Origin of the sequence: Prolixibacter denitrificans, from assembly GCF_003014495.1 — a bacterium.
Lineage (GTDB): Bacteria > Bacteroidota > Bacteroidia > Bacteroidales > Prolixibacteraceae > Prolixibacter > Prolixibacter denitrificans.
The window spans coordinates 269284-287160 of record NZ_PYGC01000002.1; the positions used below are offsets into that span (position 1 = coordinate 269284).

General features: G+C 45.2%; 10 protein-coding genes. 6 read left to right on the forward strand and 4 right to left on the reverse strand.

Annotated features, from left to right (window positions below):
- Nucleotides 1-18 precede the first annotated feature (18 nt).
- From CLV93_RS04795 to metH, 3 genes are all read left to right on the forward strand, one after another.
- Entirely contained in the window at nt 19-2001 is a 1983-nt protein-coding gene (locus CLV93_RS04795) for an alpha-amylase family protein (protein ID WP_106541037.1), read from the forward strand.
- Between the two features lie 42 nt (nt 2002-2043).
- A complete protein-coding gene (locus CLV93_RS04800) occupies nt 2044-4821 on the forward strand; it encodes an alpha-amylase family glycosyl hydrolase (protein WP_170108865.1) in 2778 nt (925 codons plus the stop codon).
- Nucleotides 4822-5681: 860 nt separating this feature from the next.
- Nucleotides 5682-9353, forward strand: coding sequence for a methionine synthase (metH, locus tag CLV93_RS04805; protein WP_106541039.1), 3672 nt, complete (start codon nt 5682-5684; stop codon nt 9351-9353).
- A 39-nt stretch (nt 9354-9392) separates the two neighbouring features.
- Here the strand turns inward: metH and CLV93_RS04810 are convergent, their stop codons facing one another.
- From CLV93_RS04810 to CLV93_RS04820, 3 genes are read right to left on the reverse strand one after another with little or no spacing between them, the layout of a single operon-like run.
- Nucleotides 9393-10904, reverse strand: a complete 1512-nt coding sequence (locus tag CLV93_RS04810) for a hypothetical protein (protein WP_106541040.1) — start codon at nt 10902-10904, stop codon at nt 9393-9395.
- Between the two features lie 3 nt (nt 10905-10907).
- Nucleotides 10908-12407, reverse strand: coding sequence for a hypothetical protein (locus CLV93_RS04815; protein ID WP_106541041.1), 1500 nt, complete (start codon nt 12405-12407; stop codon nt 10908-10910).
- A 17-nt stretch (nt 12408-12424) separates the two neighbouring features.
- Nucleotides 12425-12784, reverse strand: a complete 360-nt coding sequence (locus tag CLV93_RS04820) for a T9SS type A sorting domain-containing protein (protein ID WP_170288139.1) — start codon at nt 12782-12784, stop codon at nt 12425-12427.
- Between the two features lie 326 nt (nt 12785-13110).
- Between CLV93_RS04820 and metF the strand changes: the two genes are divergently transcribed.
- A complete protein-coding gene (metF, locus tag CLV93_RS04825; protein WP_106541043.1) occupies nt 13111-14064 on the forward strand; it encodes a methylenetetrahydrofolate reductase [NAD(P)H] in 954 nt (317 codons plus the stop codon).
- Between the two features lie 55 nt (nt 14065-14119).
- Here metF and CLV93_RS04830 read toward each other — a convergent pair whose 3' ends face one another.
- Nucleotides 14120-14629 (reverse strand): GNAT family N-acetyltransferase, encoded by a 510-nt coding sequence (locus CLV93_RS04830; protein WP_174821576.1) that lies wholly within the window; start codon nt 14627-14629, stop codon nt 14120-14122.
- 311 nt (nt 14630-14940) lie between these two features.
- On the opposite strand from CLV93_RS04830, the gene rnr reads away from it, so the two are divergent.
- Nucleotides 14941-17088, forward strand: a complete 2148-nt coding sequence (gene rnr / locus CLV93_RS04835) for a ribonuclease R (RefSeq protein WP_106541045.1) — start codon at nt 14941-14943, stop codon at nt 17086-17088.
- Nucleotides 17089-17226: 138 nt separating this feature from the next.
- Entirely contained in the window at nt 17227-17829 is a 603-nt protein-coding gene (locus tag CLV93_RS04840; protein WP_106541046.1) for a TetR/AcrR family transcriptional regulator, read from the forward strand.
- Nucleotides 17830-17877: the final 48 nt, after the last annotated feature.

Below are 17877 nucleotides of genomic sequence, written 5' to 3' on the forward strand. Positions count from 1 at the left end.
GATCTTGACATTTGATTCATGAGAGGTTTTCTGGTCATATTATCATTGCTTCTTTTTATCAGAGTTTCCTGCCAGGCTCAGTCCGATGTCATGATGCAGGCATTCTACTGGGATCCGCCAGTCGATGCGGCACATCTGAATGGCATTTGGTGGGATAAACTGGCCGGTGAAATACCGGAGTTGGAAGCTGCCGGAATAAAAGCGCTATGGATTCCTTCTCCCTGTAAAGGGAACTGGGGAATTTACGATATGGGCTATGGCATTTATGATCATTACGACCTCGGTAATTTTAACCAATGTGGTACGGTGGAAACCCGTTTCGGTTCGAAGGCCGAATTGATGAACCTTTTGCAAGTGGCTCATGATACCTCGAAAGGTCAGCGAATGGACATTTATGCTGACATTGTCATGAACCATATGTATTCTACACAGAAAAAAGATTTGGAGCGAAATCCTGTTGTGAAGAAATACATGCAGGAACAGGCTGTAATAAATGGAAAAGCACATGCTCCCTACCCAACCAATGAGATTGTCTGGCAATTTGTTCCTTCCCGGCCCGGCAACTATATTTTCCACATTCGTGGATTTCATCTGAACTTTGATGCGCCTGCATCGGAACGTTTTTTTCAACTGGAATGTAATCTTCCGGCACGAGCCGGAAATGGAGTTGAGGAAACACCTCAAAAAAAATATTACAGGACAATTCAATCACCTGAAAGTGAACAGGAATTTCAGGTTGATGTGCCTGCAGATAAGATAAACCAAACGGTCGAAATTCGTTTGACTGCGCAAAAGAGTCCTGATGGCAAGAACTTTCAGTGGATCGACCAAACCAATGCCTATTATGTTGCTGATGTTACTTTGGCAGGAAAATCGGTTAACGACTCACTGTTTGCGCTGACGCATACCGGTATCCACTATGTCGATCACGGAAACCTTCCGAACCTGAAATGGCACTACTCCGATTTTCACCCGTCCGATGCAACTGATTCACTCGGTTTTCCGGGAAACCGTGACACCCTGATGACGAATGTGAAGTGGTTTGGGAACGATTTGAATACCCTGAATCCTGAAGTTCAGCAAAGGTTGATGGATTGGGGCAAATGGTTGGCCGATTCCATTGGTTTCGATGGTTATCGGCTCGATTTTGTCCAGGGTTACCAACCGGAAATGGTGGCTAAATGGGTGACCAACCTGCCTCCGGACAGAACAGGAAAACAGCCGTTCATTGTCAGCGAATATTTCACCAATTATCCCGATAGGATATTTGATTGGGTGAACCGTGTTAATAATTACCATTTTCAAGGAAAACATCCGAATGTGACGGCTTTTGATTTTCCGCTGAAGAAAGCCTTGACCGACATGTGTAACGGCGATGGGAAGTCTTTTTCGATGAAGCGCCTGGCAACGGCTTCGATGAGTGATAATGGGAAATATGAACTCCCGGCATCATCGGTTGTCAGCTTTGCCGAGAATCACGATACCGGAAAAGAACACGATAAATGGATTGTGAAAGACTGGCGAATGGCTTATGCATACATTTTGTTTGCGCCTGAAAGGCCTTGCATTTTCTATCCGCATTATTACGGTGTGAAACAACACGACTTCAACCATAAGGAATTTTCAGTACAGGCATCCGATACGCTACGAGCCTTTATCGATAAAATGATTAACATTCGGGCAGACTACCTCGGTGGCTCGATGAAGACATTGCAATTTAGTCAGTGTGCTTCTGCAAATAATCTGTTTGTGGCAAGACGGGAAGGTGGAGAAGAGAACTCCGGTGCCATTTTAGTTTTAAATAATAATGATTCACGAGAGCTAAGTTGCATGGCTGACACGAAAGCAAAAGGCTACTCTAATTGGGCTGGTAAAAAGCTCATTAATTTGCTCCACCCCGGTGATGAAGTGAATGTATCTAACGATGGATTTGTGGAACTAAAAGCACCTTCAAGAGGTATATCCCTATATGTACCGGTCGATAAACTTCATAAACAATAGAAAATTTTTACCAATCATAATACTGAGAACCAGATGACACTGATGAAGAAAACACTATTCCTGATAGCGGCCCTGTTTGTCAGTCTGACAGCAGGAGCACAAACGGTAACAGACTATTCTGTTACTACTGATCCAACGTTTTTCACGGCCAATCAGCAGGTAAAAGTAACCTTCGATTTGAAGGGATTCGACACTCCCAACCAATGGGGAGATGTTTATTTATGGATTTGGCTTTCGGACCCGAATGATGGAAATCCCTCCGATCAGGGAACCTGGTCGAATACTGCTGATGCCTACAAGATGACAAACGATGGAAATAATCAGTATTCATTCACCTTCACCCCTTCGGCGCTTTGGCCTAATGTGGATCCGACAACCATCAAGACTATTGGTGTGATTGCGAAGGCAAAAGATGGCTCAGATACGGGCTCGGGAGAAAAGAAAACCTATCCGGACCACATGTTGGATGTTTCGCCGGAAGGAGTTTTACAAATTCAAAATTCCGTTACATCGCCTTACATTGGAACAGCAGGTGAAAAGCTTCCGGTCACTGTATCAACCAGCGATACGGCCGATATTTATCTGTTCCTGGATAATACGGAATTGAAAATGGCTCATAGTGTCACACTATCGGACACGGTTACATTGCCACAGTCGGGTGACCACTGGCTGATATCAAAAGCTGTAACTGCCACTCAGACTTCTTATGATTCAACATTTGTTACCATTCGACAGGATTTGACCGGACTGCTTCCGGACGGATATAAAAAAGGAATTAACTATGTGAATGATACGACTGTTGGGTTGGTGCTTTGGGCTCCGTATAAGCACAATGTTTACGTGTTGGGTGATTTTGATAACTGGCAGCCGAAGGCGGCTTATCAAATGCACAAGGATAGTGACTATTATTGGATTACCTTAAATGTTGAAAAAGGGAAAGAGTATCTGTATCAATACCTGGTTGACGATTCCATCAAGATTGCAGATCCTTATACAGAGAAGGTAAGCGATCCGTGGAATGACCAGTACATCTCCAGTACAACTTATCCCAATCTAATTGCATATCCTACCGGGAAAACGACCGGAATTACCTCCAGTTTTCAAACGGCACAGACACCTTATAACTGGCAGGTGACTAATTTTACACCGCCAGCAGCTGATTCTTTAGTCATTTATGAGTTATTAGTTAGGGATTTCGATGCATCACATTCTTTTCAGGGAGTGATTGACCACCTCGACTATTTACAGGATTTGAACGTGAATGTTGTGGAATTAATGCCGGTAAATGAATTTGAAGGAAACAGCAGTTGGGGGTATAATCCCGATTTCTATTTTGCTCCGGATAAATATTACGGTCCGAAGAATGAACTGAAAAAGCTGGTTGACGAATGCCATAAAAGAGGAATGGCTGTTGTTATTGATTTGGTCCTGAACCATTCGTATGGTCAGAGTCCGTTTGTTCAGCTTTATTTCAAAGACGGGAAACCAACTGCCCAAAATCCCTGGTATAATCAGCAAAGTAACTTCGAAAATCCGGATGCTCAGTGGGGATACGATTTCAACCACGAAAGCCCGGCTACCCAGGAGCTGGTCGACAGTATCAATTCCTTTTGGATGAGTCAGTATAAAGTCGATGGATTCCGTTTCGACTTTACAAAAGGTTTTTCGAATAATTTCAAACCGTTGGCAACCGATCCGTGGGGAAGTAAATACGATGCTGATCGGATTCGCATATTGGAAAGAATGGCCGATCAGATATGGAAACGGAAGTCGGATGCGCTGGTTATTTTCGAGCATTTGGCTGACAATAGTGAAGAGACCGTTTTGGCTGACTACAACAAAGGGATTCTTCTTTGGGGTAATATGTCGGGTGCGGCTCAAAATGCTGCAAAAGGTAACGTTGAAAATAACCAGGCAGATTTTTCGTGGGGCTCCTATACACAACGCGGTTGGAATAAATCGAGACTGGTTGGTTATATGGAAAGCCATGATGAGCAGCGGGTGGCTTATGTTGCCGAAACCTCAGGTTTGGCAAATGGCGATTACAATATAAAAGACGTTCCTACGGCGTTGAAACGAATCGAGTTGAATGCCGCACTATTTTTCACTATTCCCGGCCCGAAAATGTTCTACATGTTTGATGAGTTGGGTAACGACAAGGATATTAATGTCCCGAGTCGTACCGGTGAAAAAGAACCTTTGTGGAGCTACGTGGACGATCCCAATCGTACCGATGTTTTCCAGACATATGCCAAATTATTTTATCTGAAGCGCAATTACGACATCTTCTCAACCACCGATTTTACGTATTCATTGAATGGTGTGACGAAGTGGATAAAGCTGAATAAAAACAATCAGCACGTAGTGGTCGAGGGAAACTTTGGTTTGACCGATGCCGATCTGTCTGTTGATTTTCCGGTTACCGGAAAGTGGTATGAATATTTTACCGGCGATTCCATCGATCTGACCAGCAATTCGTACATGGCTCATCTGGCGCCCGGCGAGTACCGGTTGTATTCAACAGAGAAATTTACGAAGGACCATATTGTAACCGATGTACCGACTGTTTCGGCTAATGATAACCCATTGCAGGTGTGGCCCAATCCGGTTCAGAACAGCTTGAATTTGTCTGCAGATGAAGATATGAATCGTGTAACCGTATATTCCATTACCGGACGGGTATTGCTCGATAAAAGCTTTCCCGGGTACGGAAAAACATCCGTAGCGATTCAATCCGATGGTTGGCCGCAGGGAACTTATATTGTAAAAGTAATTACCACTTCCGGCAATGTGGAAACCCGGAAAGTGATGAAATATTAACCAGGAGTGACTAAAAATTGTATGATTTTTTGGCTGGAATTTGCAATTGATTTTTCCGTTTAATGAACAGATCGTGCCGTTCACCACATAAAATCGGCCGTTCGTCAAAAATTTTTTTCTGTTTGTTCAGGAATGTATTAATTGCCGACAGGTAAAAAAGCAAGGATACGCAGTAGTTACCTTCATCGTTGGTTTGTGAAGGCTACTTACTTCAGAAGTAAGACTGCAAAAAATGAAAATGCCGCGTTCGGGAGGATGCGGCATTTTTTATGCAACTTTGTAAAACGGTTTTTGCGTTAATGCAGATGGCTCCTTCATGGTAATTTTGATTGTTGTAAACTATTGGACAATATGCTATATTTGCGCGAAATTATTTTTTATTCAGTTTAAAAACTGATGATCTGAAACAAATCTTTTTCTGTCTTCCAAATGATTGAAAGAATAAGCATCGAAAACCAGGAACTAGTCACCCGGAGGTCTCATGGGAATGGGCTTTTCATGGTTAGTCATATACATTTCTCCAATCGGTGCATGCGCTGATTAGCGCTGTTTATTACTCCATTTACTCATCTCCCGGATTTCTCCGACAACTGTTCGTGTACAGCACGGAAATAGCCAATTGAAGCTACAACTATGTACTTTTTGATTTTCGTGCAATGTTGTTATTTGAAGCAATGTGCTGGGTGTTTCGATTTCGCCTGTCACACAGGAAAATGAACCGGACAGGGGGTTCACTGTTAAGGAAATGGTTGAAGTGACCTCGGGAGGTTTAATCTCATAATTGTGAGATGTTTTTTTGAAACTCATAGTTTTGTGAAAGCAAAGAAAAGACTTGATTTAGCTGAATAGATACAATCGATATGACAAGCAAATACAATATACAGGAAGAAATTAAAAAGCGTGTCCTGGTGCTCGATGGAGCCATGGGAACGATGATTCAAAAATACAAGCTGGAAGAGGAAGACTTCCGGGGGACCCGTTTTGCCGACTGGAAACAGTCGTTGAGAGGAAATAACGACCTCCTTTCCATTGTTCGCCCCGATATCATTCGTGATATTCATGAAGAATTTCTGGAAGCGGGTGCCGACATTCTGGAGACCAATACGTTCAATGCCAACCGCATTTCCCAGTCCGATTACGGCATGGAAGAGTTGGTTTACGAACTGAATGTCGCTTCGGTGAAAGTAGCCCGCGAAGCGGCCGAAAAGTATTCAACGCCGGATAAACCTCGTTTTGTGGCAGGTTCGCTGGGACCGACAAACAAAACGGCATCCATGTCACCCGATGTGAATGATCCGGGTTTTCGTGCCGTTAGTTACAACGATTTGAAAGAAACCTACCGGGAACAGGTGGAAGGCCTCCTCGATGGCGGTGTTGACCTGCTGCTGGTAGAAACGATTTTTGATACCCTGAACGCCAAAGCTGCGCTGATGGCGATTGATGAAGCGTTGGAAGCACGTGGCATTCGTAAGCCGGTGATGGTTTCCGGAACAATTACAGACGCCAGCGGACGAACTCTTTCCGGGCAAACGGTTGAGGCATTCCTGAACTCCGTTTCACACATGGATTTGCTGACCATCGGGCTGAACTGCTCGCTGGGAGCGAAAGACATGCGTCCATACCTGGAAGAGCTGGGGCGGAAAGCACCGTTTTACATCAGTGCGTACCCGAATGCCGGCTTACCCAACCAGTTTGGTGAATACGACGAAACGCCGGAAATGATGGCCGAGCAGGTGAAAGGTTTTCTCGACAAGAGCACGGTAAATATCGTGGGCGGTTGCTGTGGTACCACGCCAGACCACATTCGGGAACTGGCGAAGCTGGCCGAAAAGGCCCAGCCACATGAAAAAGTACATCCCGAAGTAGCGATGCGCCTGAGTGGATTGGAGCCCCTTACGGTGAATCAAATGGCGAATTTCATCAACGTGGGAGAGCGTTGTAATGTAGCAGGTTCACGAAAATTTGCCCGTTTGATTCGGGAAGAAAAGTATGAGGAAGCGCTTTCCATTGCCCGTGAAATGGTGGAAGGTGGTGCCCAGGTCATCGATGTGAACCTGGATGATGCCATGTTGGACGCCAAAAAAGAGATGGTTCGCTTTCTGAACCTGTTGATGGCTGAACCGGATATTGCACGCCTGCCAATCATGATCGACTCTTCCAAGTGGGAGGTGATTGAAGCTGGGCTGCAGTGTTTGCAAGGGAAAGCGATAGTCAACTCCATTAGCTTGAAAGAAGGCGAGGAAGAATTTAAAGCACATGCCCATAAAATAAAGCAGTACGGAGCCGCAGTGGTTGTCATGGCTTTCGATGAAGAAGGTCAGGCTGACTCCTACGAACGCCGAATTCAAATATGTGAGCGGGCTTATCGTATCCTTACGGAAGACGTTCAATTCCCGGCAACGGACATTATTTTCGATCCCAATATTCTGACGGTTGGAACTGGTATTGATGAGCACAATAATTATGCGATCGATTATATCCGGGCAACGAAATGGATTAAGGAAAATCTGCCGGAAGCAAGGGTAAGTGGCGGTGTGTCCAACGTGTCGTTCGCTTTCCGCGGAAACAATGTAGTCCGGGAAGCGATGCACTCGGCATTTCTGTATCATGCGATCAAAGCTGGTATGGACATGGGGATCGTCAACCCGGGAATGCTGCAGATATACGACGAAGTTCCGAAAGACCTCCTGGAACACGTGGAAGATGTATTGCTGAACCGTCGTCCGGATGCTACGGAGCGGTTGCTGGAATTTGCCGAGAAGGTAAAAGGCACCGGACAGAAAGAGGAGAAGAAAGACGAATGGCGCGAACTTCCCGTAGAAAAACGATTGGAACATTCGCTGGTGAAAGGACTTCCGGATCATGTGGAAGAAGATCTCGAAGAAATTCTACCGAAGTTTGATGCGGCACTGAATATCATCGAAGGTCCGTTGATGGACGGGATGAACATAGTGGGCGACCTGTTTGGTGATGGGAAAATGTTCCTTCCACAGGTGATTAAATCGGCCCGTGTGATGAAAAAAGCGGTTGCCTGGCTACAACCCCATATCGAGCGGGAAAAGGCGCTAAACGGAGGAGAAGCGAAGAACCGCACCAAAGTTCTGCTGGCTACGGTGAAAGGTGATGTACACGACATTGGTAAAAACATTGTCGGGGTGGTACTGGCCTGTAACAACATCGAGGTGATTGACCTGGGCGTAATGGTCCCAACGGAAACCATTCTGGCGAAAGCCGAAGAGGAAAAGGTGGATTTGATTGGCCTGAGTGGTTTGATTACGCCTTCGCTGGAAGAGATGGTTTTGGTGGCCCGCGAAATGGAAAACCGGAATATGAATATGCCGCTGATTATCGGTGGGGCGACAACGTCAAAAATTCATACAGCAGTAAAAATTGAGCCGGAATACAGTCAGCCGGTTGTTCATGTGAAGGACGCTTCACGTGCGGTTGGTGTGGTGCAGAGTCTTGTTAATCGTGAACAGAAATACATCAACGATATCAAAACCGAGTACGAAGGAATTCGAGAGTTCCATGGAAATAAAAAGCCAAAATCGTACCTCACTTTTGAGCAGGCGAAGAAAAATGCCTTTCGCCCTGACTGGAAAACACAACCGGTTTACACGCCCAATTTTACAGGTGTGAAAGTTTTTGACGATTATCCGCTGGAAGAATTGCGCGATTATATCGACTGGACCTTCTTTTTCCTGGCCTGGGAGCTACGGGCACATTTCCCGGATGTGTTGGACGACCCGAAAATGGGTAAAGAAGCGCGCAAGTTGTTTGCCGATGCCAACGCCATGCTCGATGAAATTATAGAGAAGAAAATGTTGAAGGCGAGCGGCGTGTTTGGTTTGTGGCCTGCCAACTCGGTAGGCGAAGATATCGAGTTGTACACCGATGAATCACGGACCGAAAAAGTAGGAACTTTCCATCATCTGCGTCAGCAAACCATCAAAAAGGAAAAGGGCAAGCCCAACTTTTGTCTCAGCGATTTTGTAGCGCCCAAGGATAGCGGCGTGAAAGATTACTGCGGAGGATTTGCGGTAACTGCCGGAATCGGTTTGGAGAAATGGGTGAAAGAATACAAGGAGGATCACAATGACTACAAGGCCATTATGATTGAGGCACTCGCCGACCGTTTGGCCGAGGCTTTCGCCGAAAGGCTGCACGAAAGGGTCCGGAAAGAGTTTTGGGCGTACGCTCCCGATGAAAACCTGACCAATGAAGAGCTGATTCGGGTGAAATACCAGGGAATCCGACCTGCACTGGGTTATCCGGCTTGCCCGGAACATTCCGAAAAGGCCAATTTGTTTAACCTGATGGATGTAGAGAAAAATACCGGCATAAAGCTCACGGAGCACTATGCGATGTACCCGGCAGCTTCGGTGAGCGGGCAGTACTTCTCGCACCCCGACTCGATCTATTTTGGTGTGGATAAAGTCGGAAAAGAACAGGTGGAAGATTATGCCCGAAGGAAGAACGAATCGGTTGAATTCATCGAGAAATTCCTTCCGGTGAATTTGAATTACAAATAAGATTGAGATGAAGAGAGGGAATCAAAGAAAGGTTCCCTCTTATTTCAATAATACTTTCCCGGCTGTAATTTCAACACCGATTTTCTGATTGTCGGTGGTGTACACTACTCTTCCCGAAGTTGTCACCTGATTGCTGTTATAATTCGCTGTTCCGGTTATGACAACCAAAGCATAATCGGGGCTTCCAACATAGTCTGGCTTAGCATTGCCAATTCTTGTGGCGGTGGAACTAACAACACCGGCCAGAAAATCCCCGGCCTGGTATGTCCTGATTTTACCTGTCGATGGATCGATTCCGGCAATGTCGCCTACTGACAGGGTTCCTTCAGCGGGCATGTATTCAGCGTAAGAACCTGGGCCGGCACTGATAAATGCATGTTGGTTAACCGTGATATTTTCGTTGATATTGAAAACTTCAGAGGTGTCAGATTCTGCATCGAAGGTGAACTTTCCGGAGGTCGTCAGATGCAGAAAGTTGCCTGAATTCGTATTGGTGATGCGGAACAGATTGTTGTTATTATCCACATCCCATTCATTATCGCCCTTCTTCAACATTAAAATGGAACGTTTACCGGTGGCAACAGACTGTATGAGGATATTGGCAGGACCATTGTCTGATTGAATGGTGACCGGATAGTTTCCGGTGTGTAATTGTGCCGTGCCCATGTTCAATTCCGAGGCTTTACCGTGAATCCATGTGTCCGCATAGATGTCATTTTCCGATGGTGTAGAGGGAGATCCGGTAGAGAATTTGCCGTTAATCTGCAGGTCAGCACTGTGCGTTTCGATGCGGGCAGTATCGTTCCCCCACGGAAACTCAAAACGGGTTTGAATGAAGCCTGAAGAATCTTCACTTTCAATGGAAAAATGTTGATGCAAACGGGTTGGGTAATGCAGATAATAGTGTGCGACCATGGCTATTTTGCCATCATCATGTTTGTTGTACCACACCACAGCTGTTTTCGCTGTATCGGCTGGCCATTTCATTTTAATAAGCGCCGATTCCGGCAAATGCGACTGATCGGTCTGTAAACGCATTCTTCCGTTATCTCTTATCTCCAATGCAAAGGTTGAATCTGCCGAGCCAATCGATACTTTTCTTTGTGTATAAAGATTGTTTCCTGAAACCTGCCAGTTGGAACTATCAATAACGGTTTTCGCATGTAAAGCAATTGGAACCGGATGGAGATCGGCATAACCCAGGTCAAAAGTATTTCGGTCGCTCACCGAATGGGCTGTTATATGAAACACGTAGTTTTGGGACTGACTCCAGTCGATATTTTCGAAACTCCCGGTAACCGGTGTGCCTGCTCCGATGGATGCGTAGAAATATCCTGCCTGATTAGTTGTTACGGTTTGTTGTTCTTCGTACACAACTTGCGAATGGTCGACAGCAGAAACAAGTTGGAAATCCATTTCCAGCGATTCGTTAGCAGGAACCGTACCATCATCATTTTGTATTATTCCTTCAAACGGGAGATAGTAAGGCGACTGTGCCATTGCTAAGAATGGTAACAGAAACATGGCGATAATAACGATTGTCTTCTGCATAGCTTAGCGGATGAATAGGTTTCCGTTACTGAGAATATAACCAATGAGTTTCCCGTCTGGGGTGAGAGCCTTGTGTCCGTCGATTTGAATAGCGCCCGAGTTGACTGTAAATTGACCATGCGTGCCTACCAGAATATCTCCGGTGGAGTTTTGATGGTTGGCAATAAAAGCAGCGTTTTCGGTAGCCACACCGATGAACTCATCTCCTGCCTGGTAATCTCTCAGTTCTCCGGTTGCTGGATTTAGTCCAACCAAATCTCCGGCCGGACAACTGCCAGATAATGTCATATAGGATGCGGTGCCTCTGGTTCCTGAAATAAAACTGTTTCCAACAGAAACTTTTACATTTCCTGCTACATCTACTTTTTCAGTCGGAGCGACGATGCCAATTCCCAGGTTACCATTTTGTGCCATGGTTATTACATCCTGGTCATTATAGAAAATATGCAGGTTGTCGTTATTCTCAATTTTCCAGGTATTGTCTCCTTTTTTAAGCAAAATAGCAGCTGGTGCACTTCCGGTTGCCTGGTTGAGGAGCAGTTGCGCATTTTTTGATTCCTGGTATATTTCCATTTCGGCATATTCCTCTACTCCCGTATTTTCCCAGTCCTTGTCACCAATTCCCAGCTTTTTCCCTGCACCAATGTATACGTCACCGTAAAATGCGGTTTGGCCGGGACTACCACTCGTTCCGACGATGAATTTTTTACTGCCGCTCACCTTGAATTCACTGTTGGTGGTAGAGAGTTCCACTTTATTGTATCCCCATGGAATGTTAAAACGGGGAATCAGGTTTCCTTTCGAATCGGAGGTTGCGATGCAAAATACGCTGTCGGGTTCTCCGTTGATGCCCAAACGGTAAGTATAAAGCGCTGCCCGGGGATTATCGTTCTTATCCACCCACATAATGGCGGGTTTGGCGGAGTCGGATTTCCATTTGAGTTTTATCATGGCGCTCTCATTCAGGCGGGTCAAGGTTGTTTTAAAACGAACCGCTTTGTTTACACCGAAATCGAGAGCCTCTTCCGGTTTGTCTGTACCGATTCCTACATTCCCGGCAGTATAGGAAAGTTGGTTACTTTGCAACTTCCATCCGGGATTGGAGTTGCCGGCAGCAAGTGCAAAAGGAACCGCATGGATGGGTTCTTTCTTAAAAACACGGTATCCGTTACCATCTTTCATATCGATGGAGATTTGTATGAATACTGTTCCCTGTGTCCAGTCAATGTCGTTAAGACTGCCACTGGCATCTGTGCCATTTCCGACAACGAGTTCAAGCATCCCGGTTGGTGACGTCGTTAGATTTTGTGATTCTGAATAAATCGGAGTGGACGAATTTTCGCCTTGCGTTAATTCAATTTGGCAATCAATATTTTGATTGATCACCGGTTGGTTGTTCTCATCGGTTAATTGTGTCTGATAAAGAAATCCGGGCCTTTCCTGTGCCTGCGATATTGATATCACTAACAAGAAAAGCAATAATGTGAGCTTTGATTTCAACATGAGGAAAAGGATAGGGATTAATGTTTCTTTATGAGTTTTCGCGTATCGACAACCTGATGTGTCTGTCTGTCGACGCATCGAAGAAGATATATTCCATCGGCTAGCCCCGAGAGATTTAATTCCTGACTATTGGTTACGTTGGAAATAGTTGAAATGGCCATGCCGGTTATGTCGTAAATGGTAATGTCCACGGGGGCAAGGTTGTTGACCAGCTTGATGTTCAGCGTTTCGCTAAACGGATTTGGATAAAACCGGTTTTTTGATTTTACTTTTTCGTCAACGAAATTTGCTTGTGTTTTCATTGCCGGGATTGGATATCCCAACAGCTGAAAACCGGTTGCATTGCTTCCTGAAAAGCCACCGATTCTCCAATGCATAACAGTGCTTCCCTGATGCTTTTCTCCGCCTGATACGGACATCGTCAAGGATTGTGAGTAAGAATATGAGGTAAAAAGCAAGGTAAAGGCAAGGGAAAAAAGGTACCTCATATACAATATGTCAGTTACATCATAGAACGGCTAAATATAGAAAATTCCAGTCAAACAAAATGTTATTATAATACTAACTTATGCATTTGTTATCCTATTGAGTCGCTTCACTTCATTGCAATTTGTAATTTTGTAAGGAGATACTAATGAAGAACTGAAAGAAGGAGATCATCAGATTAAGATGGTTTTTGTGTGGACGAAAAAATAATTTTTGAATGAACGTAAGCGACATTATCACCCAGTCTGATAAAACGGTTTTTTCTTTTGAACTTTTGCCGCCGCTGAAAGGACAGAATGCCGATAAACTTTATCGAACTATCGAAGATTTGCTGGAGTTTGACCCCAAATATATCAACATTACCACCCATCGCGATGAGATGGAATACCGCACATTGCCCAACGGATTGCATGAAAGGCGGACCATCCGGAAAAGACCGGGAACGGTAGCTATTGCTGCTTCCATCCAGTATAAGTATGGCGTGCCGGTTGTTCCGCATGTGGTTTGTGGTGGATTCACGAAGGAAGAAACCGAGAATATGCTTATCGACCTCAATTTTATGGGCGTTAAAAATGTGTTGGCTCTTCGGGGTGATAAACTGAAGTCGGAGAATATATTTAAGCCGGAGCCGGAAGGTCATGCTTACGCCAGCGATTTGGTGAAGCAGATTGTCGATTTGCGGCATGGAAAATACCTTGACCCGGAATTGAAAAACAACACTCCCATGGATTTCTGTATTGGCGTGGCGGGTTACCCCGAAAAACATGCGGAAGCAACCAACCCGGATGTGGATTTGCTGAACCTGAAAAGGAAGGTAGAAGCTGGTGCCGATTACATTGTTACCCAGATGTTTTTTGATAATCAGAAATACTACGATTTTGTCGATAAGTGCCGGGCAGCCGGTATTACGGTTCCGATTATTCCGGGCATAAAACCTCTTTCAAGGAAGAACCAGGTGTCGGTGTTGCCGGGAATCTTCAGCATCGATATTCCGGAAGAGTTCGCCAAAGAAGTGAGGAAGTGTAAAAACAATGATGAAGCCCGTGAAGTGGGAACCGAATGGGCCATTCACCAGGCAAAGGATTTGATTGCCCACAACGCGCCATGCTTGCATGTGTACACATACGGAATCTCTGATAATACACGGCAAATTGCCAAAGCGGTATTCTGACGACTAAAAAATATTCGAACAGGTAGCCTGTCTCTTGTTTGGAGGCAGGCTATTTTTAATCCACTCCGATCACTTTGCTGCGTCGTTCCATGATCACTGTGTCGCGCCAAATGCCATTCATTTTGCCCACTTTTTCGCGATAGCCCACGGTGCGAAAATCATACTTTTCGTGAAGTTTGATACTGGCTTCGTTTTCCCGAAAAATGCTCGATTGCAGCGTCCAGAATCCTGCTTTCTCACTTGCTTCGATGAGGTTCTGCATAAGTCGGTTTCCAACTCCCCGGCCGCGGAAATTTTTCCTGATATAAACACTCACTTCGGCTACACCAGCATAAACCGGCCTTGACGAAACAGACGATAATGCAGCCCATCCGGCAACTGTTTTTCCAACAGAGGCAATAAGCCGACAGGATTGAATGTGTCCGCTATTCCATTCTTCCCAGGTTGGAACGGTTTGCTGGAAGGTGGCGTTTCCGGTTTCGAGGCCTTCAGCGTAAATGCGGGCGACTTCCGGCCAATCTTCCTGTGTCATGGCACGAAGATCTATAGATGTTGTTGTATTCATTGTTGCGGATAATTACCGTGATGAAGGTAGGATCTGTTGCCTGAAAAATGATCGCCTGTTGAACGATTTATGGTTTTGTTAATATCCGATTGAAAACTCAACGAAGAGCTTTAGTGTTTGAGTGAGAAGTATCCGGAAGGTCATGAAAACAGCGTTTTTCTACTACCGTGATTCTGTTTCCTGGAAAAACCGCGAACCTCAAAAAAAACTGTTGAAAATGGAGAATGAAGGTTTGCCTTTCCTTTTTCATTTTATGATAACAGAATTAGGAAATTTCCGTTAACTTCATTCGTTAAAATCATAACCCATATATGGTCAAGAAGAAAAAAAAGAAGAAGAAACTAAGATTCAATAAAGCCGGCCTGAAAAAGGCGGTGCTTGATATTTTTTACGCCAACCCGAAAAAGACTTTCAACTACAAACAGCTATCAGCTGAACTTTTCATCCGCGATATGCCGACCAAAAAGCTGATTCATGTCGTGCTGGAGGAGTTGAGAGATAATGAAAACCTCGAGGAAATTAGTCGGGGTAAATATAAGCTGCGCTCGAAAGGCGGTTACATTAACGGAGTGGTCGAACTGACGCAGCAAGGCTTTGGTTTTGTGATTTCCGATGAAATCGATCAGGATGTATTCGTTTCGGCAGCCAACCTGAAAAGGGCAATGCATGGCGACAAGGTGAAGGTTTACCTTTATGCCCGACGGAAGAAACACAACCCGGAAGGCGAAGTGGTCGAGATTTTGGAACGGGCCAAAACCACTTTCGTGGGAACGGTCGAAGTTTCGAAATTTCATGCTTTCCTGATTCCGACACAAAAGACGCCGTTCGATCTTTTTATTCCGAAAGAAAAACTAAACGGTGCGAAAAACGGACAAAAAGCTATTGCGAAAATTCTGGAGTGGCCCGAACGTGCTAAAAATCCGTATGCCGAAATTGTAGAAGTGCTGGGAGATGTGGGCGAAAATGAAACGGAAATGCACGCTATCCTGGCGGAGTTTGACTTGCCGTATAAATTTCCCGGTAAGGTGGAGAAAGCAGCTGAGCAAATTCCCTTGGAAATCCCGAAAGAGGAATATGCCAACCGGCGCGATTTCCGCAAGGTTCCAACTTTTACCATCGACCCGGCTGACGCCAAGGATTTCGACGATGCGCTCTCGGTTCAAAAGCTTGACAACGGTTTCTGGGAGGTCGGGGTGCACATTGCTGATGTGACGCATTACGTGCAACCGAATTCGATTCTCGAGGAAGAAGCGTACAACCGGGCAACTTCGGTTTACCTGGTCGATCGCGTGGTGCCCATGTTGCCCGAAAGACTCTCGAACGGCGTTTGTTCGCTGCGGCCCAACGAGGATAAGCTTTGCTTTTCGGCCGTTTTCCAGTTGGACGATAACGCGAAAGTTCATCACCGGTGGTTTGGACGGACGGTCATTCATTCCGACCGGCGCTTTGCTTACGAAGAGGCGCAGGAAGTGATCGAAACGGGCGAAGGAGATATGAAAGAGGAAATCCTGACGCTCGACCGATTGGCGAAAGAGTTGCGGAATCAACGGTTCCAGAACGGTTCCATTTCGTTCGATCGCATCGAGGTGAAATTCGATATCGATGAGGACGGAAAACCGCTGGGCATTATTTTCAAAGTATCAAAAGATGCCAACAAACTCATCGAAGAGTTCATGTTGCTGGCCAACAAATATGTGGCGGAATTCATTGGAAAGCCAACGCCGAACAAAAAAGCGAAAACGTTCGTGTATCGTATTCACGATAAGCCCGATCCGGATAAGCTCGATTCGTTCAACCATTTCATCAAACGTTTTGGTTATGGTATTCAAACCAATAATCCGAAAGCTGTTTCCGATTCGATGAACAAACTCCTGACAAATGTCGAAGGGAAGAAAGAACAGAATGTGATCGAAACATTGGCCATTCGTACCATGGCTAGGGCCGAATATTCAACCCGGAACATCGGTCACTATGGTTTGTCTTTCGAGTACTACACGCATTTTACCTCGCCTATTCGCCGTTATCCGGATATGATGGTGCATCGCCTCCTGGCCCGTTATCTCGATGGTGGTCGTTCGGTAGTGGCCCAGAAATGGGAAGAGATGTGTAAACATTCGTCCGATATGGAAGTGCGGGCCAGTAATGCCGAGCGGTCGTCGGTGAAATACAAGCAGGTTGAGTTCATGAGTGACCATGTTGGAGAAGAATTCAAAGGCGTTATTTCCGGTGTAACTGACTGGGGGATTTACGTTGAATTGGAAGAAAACAAATGCGAGGGTATGGTTCCTCTACGCGATTTGACCGACGATTTTTACGAGTTTGACGAGAAAAACTATTGCATTATCGGAAGTCATACGCACAAACGCTACCAACTGGGCGATGAAGTAAATGTGGAAATTGTTCGTACCAACCTACAGAAGAAACAAATGGATTTTCGTTTGGTAGAAGATGGTGAATAACATATTTTTTTCGTTATTCCATGAAATTACCCGTGGTTTGGGTTGGTTTACAGGTGTTTTCATTATCTTGTGGTGAACAGTCGGGGCGAAAGTTCGAAAAAATCATCTATATTTGGCCCAATAGTAAGTAAAATAGAAATGAGTACTGAAAACGGAAGTTCAAAGCGCGATGCCGTTCGGGAAAACATTCTGACCATTGCACAGGAGATTTTTAGTAAATACGGTTACAAAAAAACCACACTTGACGACATAGCCAACGCCGTCAGGAAAGGTAAAAGCTCCCTGTATTATTATTTCAGCAGTAAAGAGGATTTGTTCCAGGAAGTGGTGCAGAAGGAAGCCGACATACTCCGGGCTGAATTATCGAAGGTGCTCTTGAAGAATATCAGTCCTGAAGAGAAGCTGAAGGACTATATCATGACCAAAATTACCACCTACCGGCAGCTGGCCAATTTCTACAACGCCATTGAAAACGATTTGGCTGCGGTGGAGTTTGTGGATAAAATCAAGTCGCAATATGACCAGGAAGAAATTCGGATGATGAAGCGTATTTTGCTGGAAGGGGCCCGTCGTGGGAAATTTGCCGTACGCGATTTTACGCTGGTGGCTATCGGGATTACCACTGCTATTCGCGGACTGGAAATGCCGCTTTCGGCCGGCCCTTACAAATCAACTGACCTGGAGAAAAGTGTGGACGCGATTGTCCGCATCATCAATTATGGTATCATGAAACGGGATTGATTTCCCCGAAAGATAAACGAACCTAACCTGTCGATCCTCGGCAGGTTT

Coding starts and splice junctions, on each gene's coding strand:
- CLV93_RS04800 (WP_170108865.1), top strand. CDS start 2,044: ATGAAGAAAACACTATTCCTGATAGCGGCCCTGTTTGTCAGTCTGACA.
- rnr (WP_106541045.1), top strand. CDS start 14,941: ATGGTCAAGAAGAAAAAAAAGAAGAAGAAACTAAGATTCAATAAAGCC.
- CLV93_RS04830 (WP_174821576.1), bottom strand. CDS start 14,629: ATGAATACAACAACATCTATAGATCTTCGTGCCATGACACAGGAAGAT.
- metF (WP_106541043.1), top strand. CDS start 13,111: ATGAACGTAAGCGACATTATCACCCAGTCTGATAAAACGGTTTTTTCT.
- CLV93_RS04820 (WP_170288139.1), bottom strand. CDS start 12,784: ATGCATTGGAGAATCGGTGGCTTTTCAGGAAGCAATGCAACCGGTTTT.
- metH (WP_106541039.1), top strand. CDS start 5,682: ATGACAAGCAAATACAATATACAGGAAGAAATTAAAAAGCGTGTCCTG.
- CLV93_RS04810 (WP_106541040.1), bottom strand. CDS start 10,904: ATGCAGAAGACAATCGTTATTATCGCCATGTTTCTGTTACCATTCTTA.
- CLV93_RS04840 (WP_106541046.1), top strand. CDS start 17,227: ATGAGTACTGAAAACGGAAGTTCAAAGCGCGATGCCGTTCGGGAAAAC.
- CLV93_RS04815 (WP_106541041.1), bottom strand. CDS start 12,407: ATGTTGAAATCAAAGCTCACATTATTGCTTTTCTTGTTAGTGATATCA.
- CLV93_RS04795 (WP_106541037.1), top strand. CDS start 19: ATGAGAGGTTTTCTGGTCATATTATCATTGCTTCTTTTTATCAGAGTT.